General features: G+C 69.7%; 13 protein-coding genes. 3 read left to right on the top strand and 10 right to left on the bottom strand.

Going from position 1 to position 16,063, the window contains the following annotated elements; all coding sequences use genetic code 11:
* Nucleotides 1–188: 188 nt before the first annotated feature.
* Together FM105_RS08415 and aspS are read right to left on the bottom strand one after the other, a co-directional pair.
* Nucleotides 189–1,505, bottom strand: a complete 1,317-nt coding sequence (locus FM105_RS08415; RefSeq protein WP_256970308.1) for a replication-associated recombination protein A — start codon at nt 1,503–1,505, stop codon at nt 189–191.
* A 67-nt stretch (nt 1,506–1,572) separates the two neighbouring features.
* Nucleotides 1,573–3,351: an aspartate--tRNA ligase gene (gene aspS / locus FM105_RS08410; RefSeq protein ID WP_087007232.1), complete on the bottom strand. Its 1,779-nt coding sequence runs from the start codon at nt 3,349–3,351 to the stop codon at nt 1,573–1,575.
* 89 nt (nt 3,352–3,440) lie between these two features.
* Between aspS and FM105_RS08405 the strand changes: the two genes are divergently transcribed.
* Nucleotides 3,441–3,812 (top strand): ArsR/SmtB family transcription factor, encoded by a 372-nt coding sequence (locus tag FM105_RS08405; RefSeq protein ID WP_087007230.1) that lies wholly within the window; start codon nt 3,441–3,443, stop codon nt 3,810–3,812.
* A gap of 41 nt (nt 3,813–3,853) precedes the next feature.
* On the opposite strand, the gene hisS is transcribed toward FM105_RS08405, so the two are convergent.
* Entirely contained in the window at nt 3,854–5,200 is a 1,347-nt protein-coding gene (hisS, locus tag FM105_RS08400; RefSeq protein ID WP_087007228.1) for a histidine--tRNA ligase, read from the bottom strand.
* A gap of 79 nt (nt 5,201–5,279) precedes the next feature.
* On the bottom strand, nt 5,280–5,951 hold the full coding sequence (locus FM105_RS08395) for an MBL fold metallo-hydrolase (protein ID WP_087007227.1): 672 nt from the start codon (nt 5,949–5,951) through the stop codon (nt 5,280–5,282).
* 133 nt (nt 5,952–6,084) lie between these two features.
* On the opposite strand from FM105_RS08395, the gene FM105_RS08390 reads away from it, so the two are divergent.
* Entirely contained in the window at nt 6,085–7,470 is a 1,386-nt protein-coding gene (locus tag FM105_RS08390; RefSeq protein ID WP_087007225.1) for a DUF349 domain-containing protein, read from the top strand.
* Between the two features lie 169 nt (nt 7,471–7,639).
* On the top strand, nt 7,640–8,221 hold the full coding sequence (locus FM105_RS08385) for a hypothetical protein (protein WP_087007223.1): 582 nt from the start codon (nt 7,640–7,642) through the stop codon (nt 8,219–8,221).
* Here FM105_RS08385 and FM105_RS08380 read toward each other — a convergent pair.
* The 6 genes from FM105_RS08380 to ruvA all read right to left on the bottom strand — a co-directional run bounded on the left by FM105_RS08380 (nt 8,203) and on the right by ruvA (nt 16,048).
* Nucleotides 8,203–10,485, bottom strand: coding sequence for a RelA/SpoT family protein (locus FM105_RS08380; RefSeq protein ID WP_087007221.1), 2,283 nt, complete (start codon nt 10,483–10,485; stop codon nt 8,203–8,205). The two genes, FM105_RS08385 and FM105_RS08380, sit on opposite strands and share 19 nt — an antisense overlap.
* 139 nt (nt 10,486–10,624) lie before the next feature.
* Nucleotides 10,625–11,659 (bottom strand): protein translocase subunit SecF, encoded by a 1,035-nt coding sequence (gene secF / locus FM105_RS08375; RefSeq protein ID WP_087007219.1) that lies wholly within the window; start codon nt 11,657–11,659, stop codon nt 10,625–10,627.
* Nucleotides 11,656–13,686 carry a protein translocase subunit SecD gene (gene secD / locus FM105_RS08370; protein WP_087007217.1) on the bottom strand — a complete coding sequence of 677 codons (2,031 nt, stop codon included), beginning with the start codon at nt 13,684–13,686 and terminating at the stop codon, nt 11,656–11,658. The genes secF and secD overlap by 4 nt, the downstream gene beginning before the upstream one ends.
* A 33-nt stretch (nt 13,687–13,719) precedes the next feature.
* Entirely contained in the window at nt 13,720–14,298 is a 579-nt protein-coding gene (yajC, locus tag FM105_RS08365) for a preprotein translocase subunit YajC (RefSeq protein WP_256970307.1), read from the bottom strand.
* Nucleotides 14,299–14,375: 77 nt separating this feature from the next.
* Nucleotides 14,376–15,455, bottom strand: coding sequence for a Holliday junction branch migration DNA helicase RuvB (ruvB, locus tag FM105_RS08360; protein WP_087007213.1), 1,080 nt, complete (start codon nt 15,453–15,455; stop codon nt 14,376–14,378).
* Nucleotides 15,452–16,048, bottom strand: coding sequence for a Holliday junction branch migration protein RuvA (ruvA, locus tag FM105_RS08355; RefSeq protein WP_087007212.1), 597 nt, complete (start codon nt 16,046–16,048; stop codon nt 15,452–15,454). Before ruvA ends, ruvB begins: the two co-directional genes overlap by 4 nt.
* Nucleotides 16,049–16,063: the final 15 nt, after the last annotated feature.

Genomic DNA, 16,063 nt, shown 5'->3' with positions numbered 1-16,063 from the left:
GTTCGTCCGGGCCAGTGGACCCGCTGGGGGCCGGACTGCTGTTTCCCTCCGTACGGGAAAGAGGGGCGGATCCGCGAGTCCGGTTCCGCCCGACCGCCTCTCGATGAGGCACAGCAACGCACCACCTTAGCACGCGCGGAGCATGCGGCTCACGTCTGCAGGTCACACCTGCGGGTCAGGCATGAGAGTCACGCCTTCGGGTTGCCGCCATCGCGACGCAGCGCCTCGAGAGACGCGAGCCGGTCCGCCATGCGCGCTTCGGCGCCGTTCGGTGTGGGGCGGTAGTACACGCTGCCCGTGAGGGACTCCGGAAGATAGCTCTGCGGCGAGACGCCGTACGGCCAGTCGTGCGAGTAGAGGTATCCCTCGCCGTGCCCCAGCGCCTTCGCTCCGGGATAGTGCGCATCCCGCAGGTGGAGCGGCACCTGCCCGGCGCGTCCCTGCTTCACATCCGCGATCGCCGCGTCGAGCGCCCTGTACGACGCGTTCGACTTCGGTGCGGTCGCGAGGTAGACGACTGCCTCGGCCAGCGGGATCCGGCCCTCCGGCATTCCGATCCGCTCCACCGCCTGATGAGCGGAGACCGCGACTGTGAGGGCGTGCGGGTCCGCCATGCCGATGTCCTCCGAGGCGGAGATCACCACGCGGCGGCAGATGAAGCGCGGGTCCTCCCCCGCCACGATCATCCGCGCCAGGTAGTGCAGCGCGGCGTCCGGATCGGACCCCCTGATCGATTTGATGAAGGCCGACACCACGTCGTAGTGCTGATCACCGTCGCGGTCGTAGCGGATGACGGCCTCCGCGCTGGCCTCCGACACGTCGTCCTCCGTCACCGTGAGGCCGCCGTCGGACGGCTCCCCCTCCCCTGCCGCAGCGCGGGCGCGGGCGATCCCGGCCGCCGCCTCGAGGATCGTGAGCGAGCGGCGCGCATCCGCACCGGAGACCCGCACGATCATGTCGCGCGCGTCGTCGGTCAGCGAGAATTCGCCCGCCAGCCCGCGCGGGTCGGCGATCGCCCGCTCCAGGAGCCCGGAGATCGCTGCGTCGTCGAGGGGCCGCAGCGTCAGCAGGAGGGAGCGCGACAGCAGCGGCGCGATGACGGAGAAGCTGGGGTTCTCCGTCGTCGCCGCGACGAGCACCACGAGCCGGTTCTCCACCGCCGGCAGGAGAGCGTCCTGCTGGGCCTTGGTGAACCGATGGATCTCATCGAGGAAGAGGACGGTCGTCCGACCGTGGAGCTCCCGCTCCTGGCGCGCCGACTCGACGACCTGGCGCACGTCCCGCACGCCCGCGGTGATGGCCGACAGCTCGACGAAGCTGCGCCCCTCCGCGTGGGAGATGACGTGGGCCAGTGTCGTCTTGCCGACTCCGGGCGGACCCCACAGCATGACCGAGGCCGGGCCGGTGGTCGCGTCGGAGCCGGCCTCGACCAGTTGACGCAGGGGCGACCCGGGGAACGTGAGGTGGTCCTGGCCGACCACCTCGTCGAGGGCGCGGGGACGCATCCTGACGGCGAGCGGGTCCAGTGCCCGCCCGGCGTCAGGCGCGTCGCTGAAGAGGTCTGCAGTCAGGTCAGTCCTCCTCGTCCTCCGGCTCGTGGTCGACGCCGGCCTCTGCGCGCTGCTGCGGGGTGATCGGAGCGGGCGCATCCGTGAGCGGGTCGTAGCCGCCGCCGGACTTCGGGAAGGCGATGACGTCGCGGATCGAATCGGCACCCGCCAGGAGTGCGACGATGCGGTCCCATCCGAACGCGATGCCTCCGTGCGGCGGCGCCCCGTACTTGAAGGCCTCCAGGAGGAAGCCGAACTTCTCCGACGCGTCCTCCGGGCTGATGCCCATGACGGAGAAGACGCGCTCCTGGACGTCGCGCGAGTGGATGCGGATCGACCCTCCGCCGATCTCGTTGCCATTGCACACGATGTCGTATGCGTAGGCCAGCGCTTCACCGGGATCCTTATCGAAGGTCTCAAGGAACTCCGGCTTGGGAGACGTGAAGGCGTGGTGGACGGCGGTCCAGGCGCTGCTGCCGACAGCCACGTCGCCGGCCGCCTCGGCATCCGCGGCGGGTTCGAACATCGGCGCGTCGACGATCCAGACGAAGGACCACTCGTCCTCGTCGAACAGGTGCTCCCGCACGGCGATCTCCTTGCGCGCGGCACCCAGCAGCGCTCGTGCCGAGGCCGCGTCCGAGGCCGCGAAGAAGATCGCGTCCCCCGGCTGAGCGCCGGCCGCCGCGGCGAGGCCGGCCCGCTCCTCCTCGGACAGGTTCTTGGCCACCGGTCCGGTCAGCTCGCCGTCGGGCTGCACGAGGACGTACGCGAGGCCCTTCGCACCGCGCTGCTTCGCCCACTCCTGCCACCCGTCGAGCTGTCGACGGGGCAGCGTGGAGCCGCCGGGATAGACGACGGCGCCGACGTAGGGGGCGCGGAACACGCGGAAGGGCGTCTCGGAGAAGTACTCCGTCAGCTCGACGAGCTCGATGTCGAAGCGCAGATCGGGCTTGTCGGAGCCGTAGCGCGCCATCGCCTCGCGGTACGTCATCCGGCGGATCGGCCCTGCGATGTCGACGTCGATGAGCTTCCACAGGGAGCTGAGGATCTCCTCCGCGAGCTGGATCACGTCGTCCTGCTCGACGAACGAGGCCTCGATGTCCAGCTGGGTGAACTCCGGCTGGCGATCCGCGCGGAAGTCCTCGTCGCGGTAGCAGCGCGCGATCTGGTAGTAGCGCTCGATGCCGCCCACCTGCAGCAGCTGCTTGAAGAGCTGCGGTGACTGCGGGAGTGCGTACCAGGAGCCGGGGCGCAGGCGCGCCGGCACCAGGAAGTCGCGCGCGCCCTCGGGGGTGGAGCGGGTCAGGGTCGGCGTCTCGACTTCGACGAACGAGTGCGAGTCGAGGACCGCACGCGCGGCCCTGTTGACGTCCGACCGCAGTCGCATCGTCTTCGCGGGGCCGGAGCGGCGCAGGTCCAGGTACCGGTGGCGCAGGCGCGTCTCCTCCCCCACCTGGCCGGCGTCCTCCGCGTGGTCGGAGACCTGGAACGGCAGGGCAGCCGACTGGGACAGGATCGTCACGTCCGTGTCGATGACCTCGATCTCGCCTGTCGGCAGGCCGGTGTTCTCGTTGCCCGCGGGGCGGACCGACACGGTGCCGCTCACCGTCACGACGGTCTCGTTCCGGAGCTGGTCCGCGACCTGCTCGCGGACGACGACCTGGACGATGCCCGTCGAGTCGCGCAGGTCGATGAACGCCACACCGCCGTGGTCACGACGCCGGTCCACCCATCCTGCGAGAGTGACGGTGGTTCCGGCGTCGGAGGCGCGGAGGGCTCCGGCCGAGTGGGTGCGTAACACGAAGAGGACTCCTCGGATAGGTCTGGGGAGGGATGCAGGTCCATGATAGTCACAGCGGAGAGCACGGAACGGACAGCCAGGAGGCGCTCATGGACACGGACGCGGTGGACGAGGACTCGCTGCCCACGTCAGCGCAGGTCGAAGTCGCGGCGGAGACTTTCCGCATGCTGTCCTCGTCGACCCGGCTCCTCATCGTGCGGATCCTCGTGGACGCTGAGCACGATGTGACATCTCTCGCGACCCTCGCGGACGTGAGTGTCCAGGCCGTGTCGCAGCACCTGGCGAAGCTCCGCCTGGCAGGGCTGGTGGGCTCCCGCAGAGAGGGCCGGCGCATCATCTACACGGTCGACGATCCCCACGTCGTGGCGATGGTCGAGGAGATCTTCGAGCACATCGCACCGGACGGCTCGCTCGCGCCCGACCCTGCGGAGCTCAGGCCCCAGCGCCGCACGCGCCGCTGAGGTCCTGTCACCTCTGAGGTCGCGTCACCGCCGCTGCGACCTCACTCCGCTGACACCCGCTCGACGCGCGGCCACAGGTCCTCCGCCGCGGGCGCCCACACCTCGGGGTCGGCCGTCTGCTGCTCGCCGGAGCGGATGTCCTTCACCTCGTGCCCCGTCTCGCCGTCGACGAACCAGACGAACGGGATCCCCCGACGATCCGCATAGCGGATCTGCTTGCCGAACTTCGCCGCCGCCGGTGCCACGTCCGTGGGGATCCCGCGGGCCCGCAGGACCTCGGCGACCCGATCGGACTCGTCCCGCCGGTCCTCATCCGTGACCGACACGAGCACCGCGGTGGGCACGGGACGGCTCGCGGCGACCATGCGGTCCGCTCCGACCAGGCGGGACATGAGGCGGGAGACGCCCACGGACATCCCGACCCCGGGGTAGGTCCGCTTGCCGTTGGACGCGAGCGCGTCGTACCGACCGCCGGAGGCCACCGACCCCAGGTCCTCGTGGCCGACCAGCTGCGTCTCGTACACCGCGCCGGTGTAGTAGTCGAGCCCACGTGCGATCTTCAGCTGCGCCCACACGGTCCCCGGGGCGCGACGGTGCGCGGCCTCGAGGATGCGGGTCAGCGACGCGAGCCCCTCATCCAGCAGCGGGTGGCTCACGCCGAGCGCGACGACCTCGTCGGCGAACCCCGCATCAGGACTTTCGATCCGTGCGAGTGCCAGGCAGAGCTCCTGCTGCCGCGTGTCGGCTCCCGCCTGCTCGGCCAGCAGGCGGGCCACGGCGTCCTCGCCGATCTTGTCGAGCTTGTCGATGCTCCGCAGCACGGCGGGGATGTCGTCCAGGCCCGCGCCTCGTGCGAACCCTTCGATCAGGCGGCGGTCGTTCGCGAGGATCCTCACGGGCGGGACGCCCAGCTCGCGCAGCGCGTCGAACGCGGCAGCCATGACGAGGGGCACCTCGACCTCGAAGTGGTCGGGCAGGGAGTCCTCCCCCACCACGTCGATGTCCGCCTGGATGAACTCGCGGAAGCGGCCGTCCTGCGGCCGCTCGCCGCGCCACACGGGCTGGATCTGGTAGCGCTTGAAGGGGAACGCCAGGTGGCCCGCGTGCTCGACGACGTAGCGTGCGAACGGCACGGTGAGGTCGAAGTGGAGTCCCAGGGGGTTCTTCGCATCGTGCTGCTCACCGTGGAGCCGCGACACCGCGAACACCTCCTTGTCGATCTCGCCCTCCTTGGCAAGAGCGCTGATCGGCTCCATAGCCCGCGTGTGGATGGCGCCGAACCCGTTGAGCTCGAAGACATGCTTGAGGAGGTCGATGACCCGCTCTTCGACGATGCGGTCGGAAGGCAGCCATTCGGGGAAGCCGGACAGTCTGGCGGCACGTGCCATGGGTACTCCTGGTCGGTGGGCGGGACGCTCGAGCGCCCCTGCGGATGTCAGAGTGCGTGTGTCAGAGGCTGCGAGCGCCTCAGAAAAAGGGGTTCGTCGTGAGTTCGTGGGACAGCCGGGTCCCGGGTCCGTGGCCCGGCAGCACCGGTGTGTCGGGACGGTCGCGCAGTGCCTCGAGAGACGACTGCATCGCCGCGGGGTCGCCGCCGGGCAGATCCGTGCGGCCGATGCTGCCGGCGAAGAGGACATCGCCGCTCATGAGCACGGAGGCGGGGCCGTCACCGGCCGGGCTCGGATCGTCGATCGCGTACAGCATGGAGCCCTCGGTGTGCCCCGGCGCCAGCGTCGCGGTGATCGTGAGTCCCGCGGCCTCGAGCACGTCGCCGTCGTCCACGGCACGCACCTCCGGCCTCACCCAGTCCTGGGCGAGCGGTGCCAGTGCCTGCGCGAACTGTGCTGACACGCCGCCGGCCGGATCGTCCAGCCGGTACAGGTCCGGACGCCCCAGGTGCACGGGCACTGCGAAGCGCTCCAGCAGGTGCGGCAGGCCGAGCACGTGGTCGGCGTGACCGTGGGTCAGCAGGATCGCTGCGGGCCGCCATCCGCGGTCGGACAGCACGTCTGCGAGGTCGTCGGCGCAGTCGTACCCCGCGTCGATGAGCAGGCAGGCCGAGCCCTCGGCGCCGTCACCCGCGGCCACGGCATAGCAGTTGACGTCGAGCAGCTGCGCGCGCACTCCGGTGATCTCCATGCACACGAGTCTAGACCGGCACGGTCTTCGGCCGGTGCGGCGGATATGCTGGTGCGGTCAGCGTCGGCACCCGTGTCGGCGGCCCATCCGCACCCCTCCGCCGCATGGCCGGAGGTCAGTCACGAGGATCACGATGAGCAAGCCCACGCCGCACCAGCCGTCACCCGTCCCCGGTCCCCGGCCGGTCCCGGGTCCAGGCCCCGCGCGACGTCCCGCAGCAGCACCCGCCGCCGCCCCCATCCGCAGCGATGCCGACCGGGCAGCGGCCGTCGCCGCGGCGACCGCCCACGGCCGCGTCGACGACGAGCTGAAGGTGTTCGTCCTCACCGCAGACGGCGAACGCGAGGTGGGACAGTATCCGGACGCGGAGCCCCAGGCGGCACTCGAGTACTTCGCGGGCCGCTACATCGATGCGGTCGACCAGGCTGATCTGCTCGAGCAGCGTCTGGCCGCCGGCGCGGACGCCGCGCAGGTGCGCACCTCGGCTCGCACCCACCTCGACGAAGTCCCGGAGCTGGCCGCCGTGGGCGACATGGCCGCGCTCACGGCGCAGCTGTCGGCACTCATCGAGCAGACCGATGCGGCGCAGGAGCAGGCGCGTGCGGAGCGCGCCGAACGACTCGACGAGGGTCGCGCCAAGCGCACGCAGATCGTCGCAGAGGCGGAGTCCGTCGCCGCGCAGGATCCGGAGCGCACGCAGTGGAAGCAGTCAGCGGCGCGGATGCGCGAGCTGTTCGATGAGTGGAAGAGCATCCAGAGCCGGTACCCGCGCCTCCCCCGTGCTGAGGACCAGGAGCTGTGGGGACGGTTCTCCGCGGCGCGCAGCACCTTCGACCGCGGCCGGAAGGCGCACTTCGCCCAGCTCGATGCGCGGTCCTCCGAGGGCAAGCGGATCAAGGAGAAGCTGATCGTCCGGGCTGAGGAGCTCTCCGGATCGACGGACTGGCGGGAAACGGCTGCGAAGTACCGCGATCTCATGGACGAGTGGAAGGCGGCACCGCGTGCAGGCCGCCGCGACGACGACGCCCTGTGGGCGCGGTTCCGTGCCGCCCAGGACGTCTTCTTCGACGCCCGCACCGCCGACAACGCGCGCATCGATGAGGAGTACCGCGGCAACCTCACGGTCAAGGAGGCACTGCTCGAGGAGGCCCGTGCTTTGCTGCCGGTGAAGGACATCGCCGCCACGAAGAGCGCTCTGCGCGACATCCAGGACCGCTGGGAGGACGCCGGACGGGTCCCCCGTGCGGACCTGTCGCGGATCGAGGGCGGGCTCCGCGAGGTGGAGAAGGCACTCGCCGATGCCGAGGCGTCCGAGTGGGAGCGCACGAACCCGGAGACGCGCGCTCGCACGTCCGGCGTCCTGGCGCAGCTCGAGGATTCGATCGCACAGCTCGAGGATGACGTGGAGAAGGCACGCGGAACCGGAGACTCCCGGAAGATCGCGAAGGCCGAGGAAGCGCTGGAGGCCCGCCGCTCCTGGTTCGCGCAGCTGCAGCAGACCGCCGACGAGCTCGCCTGATCCCGCTCTGCCCCCTGATCCTGGGCGGTATGTGGGGATCGGACGGCTGCCGGTCGCGCCACGGGCGGTCGTGCCACTGACGGTTACACCACGCACCTGCGAGGTGACCGTCATCCACAGGTCGGCCGATCCCCTTGCGGCAGCGGCCCCGTGACACCAGAGTGGCTCCATGACCGGGTTCCACCGTCTCGATGCGCCGCTCCCCCTCACAGGGCTGCTCGCACTCGAATACGACGGCCTGCTCCAACGGCTCACCCACGACGTGTGGATCCCCCGCGGGACCGTCGCCGACCCCCTGCTGCGCACGACTGCCCTGGGAGACCCCCCGCGGCCCAGCCTGGCGCTCTCCCACAGGACCGCGCACTGGATCTGGTGGGGATCCGCGACGGGGCGGGCACCCGCGCTCGATGAGTACACGACGCTCGCACGGCGCCGCATGCGCGCGACGGGTGTCGGCTGGACCGTCTACGAACGCGACGTGCCGCCGTCCGAGCGGGTGGATGTGTCAGGGACCTGGGTGACCTCGCCGGAGCGGACCCTCTTCGACCTCCTCCGGGACACGACGGCCACGGTCGCGGATCCGCTGCGCGCCGCCCGCGCGGCGTTCGCCCGTGTGCCCGATGCGGACCGCCACGCATTCCTCGCGTGGCTGGAGACGATCGAGCGACGGCCGTTCATCGCGCGGACTCGTGCGCTCGCCTTCGCCGCAGTCCGGCGAGGGGCCGCCGACGCTCAGACGCTCACCCGGTAGGCGTCGAAGACGCCCTCGATGCGCCGGACCGCGGCCAGCACGTTGTCCAGATGGGTGCCGTCGCCCAGCTCGAAGACGAAGCGCGACTGCGCCACGCGCGCCCGCGACGTCGCGACGGAGGCGGACAGGATGTTCACGTGGAGCTCGGACAGCACACGGGTGATGTCGGACAGCAGCCCGGATCGGTCGAGTGCCTCGACCTGGATGTTCACGAGGTAGAGGCCCCGTGTCCGACCGGTCCACTCCACCTCGACGAAGCGCTCCGGCTGGGTGCGCATCTGCTCGAGGTTCGAGCAGTCGTCACGGTGGACGGAGACTCCGGCGCCGCGGGTGACGAATCCCACGATCGAGTCACCGGGGACCGGTGTGCAGCAGCGGGCGAGCTTGATGAGGAGTCCCTCCGACCCCTTGACCCGCACTCCCTCGGACGTCGAATGGTGTCCACTCGAACGCCCGGTCCGGTTCGTGGGACCGAGTACGACGGGCTGCTCGTCCTCCGCCCCCGTGGCCTTCGCGAGCAGGTCGACGACGTGCGCTGCGGACGTCGTGCCGTTGCCGATCGCCGCGTAGACCGCGGACACGTCTGCCAGCCGCAGCTCCTCCGCGACCTTGAGGAGGCCTTCCGCGGACATGAGCCGTTCCGCGGACAGCTGGTGGCGACGCATCGCTCGCGCCAGCTGCTGCCGACCGTTCTCGATCGCCTCCTCACGGCGCTCCTTGCTGAACCACTGCCGGATCTTGCTGCGCGCACGGGGCGACTGCACGAAGGAGAGCCAGTCTCGACTGGGACCGGCGGTCTCGTCCTTCGACGTGAAGACCTCGACGACGTCGCCGTTCGACAGCTCCGATTCGAGCGCGACGAGGCGGCCGTTCACACGAGCCCCCATGGTGCGGTGGCCCACCTCGGTGTGCACCGCGTACGCGAAGTCCACCGTCGTGGAACCTGCGGGCAGCGCCATGATGTCGCCCTTCGGTGTGAAGGCGTAGACCTCCTGGGAGTTCACCTCGTAGCGGAGACCGTCCAGGAACTCCTCCGGGTCGGACACCTCCTTCTGCCAGTCGAGGAGCTGCCGCAGCCAGGCCACGTCGTCGACGCTGCCCGTATCCCCCACCGTCGCCGTGCGCCCGCCGACCCTGGCGCCGCCCCGGTCCTTGTACTTCCAGTGGGCGGCCACGCCGAACTCCGCGCGCCGGTGCATCTCGCGCGTGCGGATTTGGATCTCGACCGGGCGGCCGTACGGTCCGATGACGGTCGTGTGCAGGCTCTGGTACATGTTGAACTTCGGCATCGCGATGTAGTCCTTGAAGCGGCCCGCCACCGGCGACCAGCGCGCGTGGACGATCCCGAGCACCGCATAGCACTCGCGCACCGTCTCCACGAGGACCCGCACGCCCACGAGGTCGTAGATGTCCGCGAACTCGTGGCCGCGGACCACCATCTTCTGGTAGATCGAGTAGTAGTGCTTCGGACGTCCGGAGATCGAGCCGTCGATGCTCGACGCGACGAGTTCGTCGCCGAGCTCCTTGGAGACGATCCCGAGGTACTTCTCGCGTTCGGGGGCGCGCTCTGCGACGAGGCGGACGATCTCCTCGTACACCTTGGGGTAGAGCACCTGGAAGGACAGGTCCTCGAGCTCCCACTTGATGGTGTTCATGCCCAGCCGGTGTGCGAGCGGGGCGAAGATCTCCAGCGTCTCCTTGGCCTTCTTCCCACTGGAGGAGGCCGGGACGTACTTCCAGGTCCGCGCATTGTGCAGACGGTCGGACAGCTTGATGACGAGCACGCGGATGTCGCGGCTCATCGCGACGATCATCTTCCGGACCGTCTCGGACTGAGCGGCTTCGCCGTATTCGATCTTGTCGAGCTTGGTCACCCCGTCGACCATGACGGCGATCTCTTCGCCGAAGTCCTCCCGGAGCTGATCGAGCGAGTAGTCCGTGTCCTCCACGGTGTCGTGGAGCAGCGCTGCCGCCAGCGTCGTCGACGTCATCCCGATCTCCGCCAGGATCGTCGCGACCGCGACGGGGTGGGTGATGTAGGGATCGCCGCTCTTGCGGGACTGGCCCGAGTGCGCCCGCTCCGCCACCCGATACGCGCGCAGGACGAGACCCGTGTCACTGCGCGGGTGATTGACCTCGAGTGCCTGCAGGAGAGGGCCGAGCGCCTTGGGCCGCGCCGGGTCCTGCTGGGCGCGAGCGGTCCAGAACGCGAGGCGACCCAGTCCGCGCCGCTTCGAACCGGCGGTCTCGTCGACGTGTGCCACGCGGGCCTCCCTTCAGTCCGGCGGTCCGTTCCCGCCGTGAGCCCATGGTACGGGCAGATCCGCGCGGAACCCGTCAGACAGGCTCAGCGATCGGCGGTCAGCATCGGCTGCTGAGAGGGACCTGCCCGGAGACGGGCGCTCAGAGTCCGGCGCTGACGGGCACCTCGTCGCCCAGCACGGGCGCGCGGTCCGGCAGGTTCTTCTCACGGCGCCGCTCGTCGACCGCCGCCTCCTGCGCGCGCACCGCGGGCTCACGGCTGCGCAGCAGTCCGTAGAGGGGCGAGGCGACGAACAGTGTGGACAGCGCGGCGACGATCGTGCCCACGAACAGGGACAGAGAGATGTCCGTCAGCGTGCCCGCACCGAGGAGGAACACGCCGATGAAGAGGATCGCCGCGATCGGCAGCACCGCGATGACGGATGTGTTGATCGAGCGCACGGTGGTCTGGTTGACGCCCAGGTTCACCAGTTCGGAGAACTTCATGTGGACGTTGTCCTCGAAGTCCTTGGTGTTCTCCCTGATCTTGTCGAACACCACGACCGTGTCATAGAGCGAGAAGCTCAGCACCGTGAGGAAGCCGATGATGGCCTCCGGCGTGATCTCGAAGCCCGTCGCGGAGTAGATGCCGACCGTCACCACCATGACGGCGACGAGGCCGATGATCGCGGCCAGGGACATCTTCCACGTCCGGAAGTAGATCGCCATGAAGATCATCGCGAGACCCAGGAAGATCACGAGCGCACGGACCATCTTGTCCGTGACGTCCTGTCCCCACTCCGGGCCGACGAAGTTCGAGGTGACGTCCTCCGCATCGATGGAGTAGGCGCTCACGAGCGCGTCGCGCACCTCCTGCATCTGCGGGTCGGTCAGCTGCTCGGTCGTCACGTCCACGGACGTGTCCGACGTCGGGACGACATTCGTTCCCACATCGCCCAGGACGGACGTGACTGCCTGCTCGGCGACCTGGGTCTCCGAGGAGGACACGTTGTCGACCTTGAACTCCGAGCCGCCCTTGAACGCGATGCCCAGGTTGAAGCCGAAGATCAGCGGGATGGCGATGGACACGAGTCCCAGGGCCGCGGCGATGGTCAGCCACAGCTTCGCCCTGCCCACGAAGGGGATCGACGTGCGCCCGCTGTGCAGGTCGTTGCCCCACGACAGGAACTTCCTCATCGCGCGTCTCCTGTCTGTTCGTCGGTTCCGACCGCGCTCACTGCGTCGCCGGATTCCTCCGCGTCTCGCTGCGCGCGGGCCTTCCTCTCCGCGAGGCTCAGACCTGCGCCTGCCCTCTCCTCACGTCTGTCGACGTCCTTCTGCCGGCGCTTGGCCTCCTTGAAGGAGCCCTTCTTCGTCCCCTCGCGCTTCGCACGATCGAGGTCGATGTTGAGCGCACCGCGGTAGGCGGCCTGGGTGACCCCCAGCTGGCGCGGATCCATGCCGGACATCGGATGGCCGTCGCCGAAGAAGCGTGTTCGTGCGAGGAGCTGCATCATCGGGTGCGTGAACAGCACGGTCACGAGCAGGTCGACGATCACGGTGAGGCCCAGGGTGAACGCGAAGCCGCGCACGCTGCCGACCGCGAGCAGGTAGAGGATCACCGCGGCGAGCAGGTTCACCGCCTTGGACGCGAAGATCGTCCGCTTCGCCCGGTCCCAGCCGATCTCCACCGCGGACGTCAGCTTGCGACCGCTGCGCAGCTCGTCCCTGATGCGCTCGAAGTACACGATGAACGAGTCCGCCGCCGCGCCGATGCCGACGATGAGGCCGGCCACGCCCGCAAGGGAGAGGCGATAGCCGTACCGCCATGTGACCAGCAGCAGGAGCAGATACGTGAGCACACCCGCGACCGCGAGGCTCGAGACGGTCACCGTGCCGAGCACGCGGTACTGCACGAGCGAGTACACGACGACGAGTCCCAGGCCGATCAGTCCGGCCAGGATGCCGCTCGCCAGATAGTCGGAGCCCAGGGTCGGCGAGATCTGCTGCTCGCTCTGGACCTGGAAGCTGATCGGCAGTGCGCCGTTCTTCAGCTGGTTGGCGAGTGTCTCGCCCTCCTCCATGGTGAAGTCACCGGTGATCTGCGCGTTGCCGTCCGTCACGGGCGTCTGCGACTGCGGCGCGGACAGGACCAGGCCGTCCAGCACGATCGCGAACTGGTCGTACGGCTGCTGCTGGCCGGTGATCGCAGTGGTGATCTGGCCGAACACCTCGCGTCCGACGCTGTCGAACTCGAGCGTGACCGCCACGCGGTTGGTCTGGGTGCCGGTGGAGGAGGTCTCGAAGCCGAAGTCCGCGTCGGCCACGTGGGAGCCGTCCAGTTCGACGGGTCCCAGGATGTACTTCGCGCTGCCGTCCTGGGCGCAAGACACGAACATCTCATCCGCGTCGGCTGTCGTCCCGCCCGTGCGATTCTCCGGGTCCGTGCAGTCGAGCTCTGCGAACTCCGTCATGATCTCGTCGTCCGCCCACGACATGTCGGCCTGCGGGTCGAAGCGCGGAACGGTGCCGCCCGCTTCGCCGTCGGCCGGAGCCTCCTCAGTCGCGGCTCCTTCGGCCGGAGCCTCCTCAGCGGGGGCCTCCTCAGCGGGGGCCTCCTCAGCGGCAGCCGCCGCCTGCGGTGACGTCTGCGCTCCGGGAGTGACTGCGCCGCCGCCCTGGGGCACGTCCTCGGCACTGCCCTCCGCAGCACCCTCGTCACCCAGCAGCTCCTCGAGTCGCTCACGATCCTCATCGCTCAAGTCAGCGGCGGGATCCTCCGTCTCCTCCGGAGCGGGCTCCTCCTGCTGCTGCTGATCGACGGCCTCGGGTGCGCCGACGAACGCGACGCGCCGGAACGCGAGCTGCGCGGACGACCTCACGAGGTTGCGCGTCTCCTCGTCCGGATTGCCGGGGAGGTTGACGATGATGTTGCGGTCGCCCTGCGTCGTGATCTCCGCTTCCGACACGCCGGTGGAGTCGACGCGCTGGCGGATGATGGCGACGGCCTGCTCCAGCTGCTCCTGCGAGATCTCAGTGTCCTCGTCGACCTGGGGCTCCAGGATGATCGACGTGCCGCCCTCGAGGTCGAGAGCGAGCTTGGGCGCCCAGGTCGCGCTCGACCAGATCGCGCCGGCGCCGATGAGCACGATGAGTGCCACGGTGACGACGCCCAGCCAGACGAAGGACAGGACCGGGCGCGGTTTGTTCGAGGGTGCGGCCACGTTATCGCTTTCGGGAGGGGGAGGGTGTGCGGATCAGCGGCGGTCGCCGTCGGAGTCCACGTCGTCGACGTCGTCCGCATGATCGGTGTCGGTGGTCTCGCGTGAGGAGTCGTCGGCCGCATCTGCGCGCGCACCGTCCGCGTCCGCCTGGCGGTCGACATCCTGAGAGTCGACATCCGGGCGGTCGACATCCGCCTCGGCCTCTGCGTCGCTGCGGTCCGCCGCCGCGCCGCGCTCGGCGTCGCCATCGGCGGGGGTGAGGGAGGAGAGATCGTCCGGGATCTGCGTGTCACCGAGGTCCGCATCGACCCGGTCGGAGTCCGCGCCCGCCGCGCCGGCGCCGTGCAGACCCGCGTCGACGGGCTCGTCGATCTGGCCGATGGCCTGGCGGTGGACGGTGAGGACAGTGCCGGGGCCCGCCTCGATGATCACCTTGTTCTCCTCCGGCAGGACGTCGACGACCGTGCCGAACACACCGAACGTGGTCATGACCCGCGCGCCGGCGACGAGTCCGGAGGACAGCTTCTCCTGCTGCTGGCGCTGCTTCTTGCGCGAGTTCATCATGAAGAAGATGAGCAGTGCGCCGAATCCGAGGATCAGGATCATTTCCATGGGGCGGGAGCCGCCTTTCGTAAGAGGTGTCGAGAAGACCGCATACCAGTCTAGTGCGACCGCACGAGTCTCTCACATCAGGGCACTCGACTGCTCGTCACGGGTGCTTCGGGCGGCTCGTAGCCGAGGTGGCGCCAGCCTGCATCCGTCACGATGCGCCCGCGCGGGGTCCGGGTGATGAGCCCCTCCCGGACGAGGAACGGCTCTGCGACCTCTTCGACGGTCTCCGCCTCCTCTGCCACGGACACGGCCAGGGTGCTGAGGCCGACGGGACCTCCCCGGAACCGATGGCAGAGGGCCTGGAGCACGGACCGGTCGAGCCGATCGAGCCCCAGTTCGTCCACCTCGTAGACGCGCAGCGCGGCGCGCGCGGCATCTTCGTGGATCGTGCCGTCGCCCCGCACCTGCGCCCAGTCGCGCACGCGTCGCAGGAGGCGATTCGCGATGCGCGGTGTGCCGCGCGAACGGGATGCGATCTCATGGAGGCCCGCGGAGTCCGCGGCGATGTCCAGCTTCCCCGCGGACCGGACCAGCACCCGGTGCAGGTCCTCCGTGGAGTAGAAGTCGAGGTGGCCCGTGAAGCCGAAGCGGTCGCGCAGCGGTGCGGGCAGGAGGCCCGAGCGGGTCGTCGCCCCGACCAGTGTGAAGGACGGCAGATCCAGCGGGATCGCGGTGGCCCCCGGGCCCTTCCCGACTATCACGTCGACGCGGAAGTCCTCCATCGCGACGTAGAGCATCTCCTCCGCCGCACGCGACATCCGGTGGATCTCGTCGACGAAGAGCACCTCCCCCTCCTCCAGGGACGAGAGGATCGCCGCGAGGTCGCCCGCATGCTGGATCGCCGGCCCCGAGGTGACCCGGAGCGGCTTGTCGATCTCATGCGCGATGATCATCGCGAGCGTCGTCTTGCCGAGGCCGGGCGGGCCCGACAGCAGCACATGATCCGGGGCGCGGCCCCGCGCCAGAGCGGCATCGAGGACGAGAGAGAGCTGTTCGCGGACCTGCGGCTGACCGACGAAGTCGTCCAGTCCGCGCGGACGCAGCGCGGCCTCCGCCGCGCGTTCGGGGTCGCCCGCTCCGCTGCGGGTCAGCCGTTCCTGCTCCGCGCCCGTGGGTCCGTCGTCGTCGAAGTCGACTTCGTAGGAGTGGTCCGTCACAGGCGTCCGCCCAGTGTCCGCAGAGCATCGCGCAGCAGTGCGGGGACGGCGGCGTCCGGCGTCGCCTCACGCGCCTGTGAGACCGCATCCTCCGCCTGCGTCTGCTTCCATCCCAGTCCGACGAGCGCGTCCACGACCTGGTCGCCCGGGGCGACGGCCGGCGCCGCAGCGGTTCCCGGCAGTCCGATGCCGCCGGCGGGCAGCTTGCCGGTGAGTTCGAGGAGCATCCGCGCCGCGCCCTTCTTCCCGATCCCGGGAACGGTGGTCAGCGCCGCCTGGTCCTCGGAGGCGACGGCAGACCGCAGACCGTCGGCGCCGAGCACGGCGAGCACCGCCATCGCGAGCTTCGGGCCCACTCCGGAGACCGTGAGGAGCACGCGGAACACGGATCGTTCGTCTGCGGCCTCGAAGCCGTACAGGGTGAGCGAGTCCTCACGGACGACGAGCTCCGTGTGGAGGTCGACCTCCATCCCGTCGCGCAATCGCGCTGCATGGGCGGGCGTGACGGTGACGAGTCTTCCGACGCCTCCGGACACGATGATGACTGAGTCCGCTGCTGCGGAGCGTGCGGTGCCGGACAGGTACGCGATCAACGGCGCTCTCCTCCT

This window comes from Brevibacterium yomogidense, from assembly GCF_900163715.1.
Taxonomy (GTDB): domain Bacteria; phylum Actinomycetota; class Actinomycetes; order Actinomycetales; family Brevibacteriaceae; genus Brevibacterium; species Brevibacterium yomogidense_A.
Note: the sequence above shows the minus strand (reverse complement) of the source record. Positions and strands in the feature narration are given on the sequence as shown.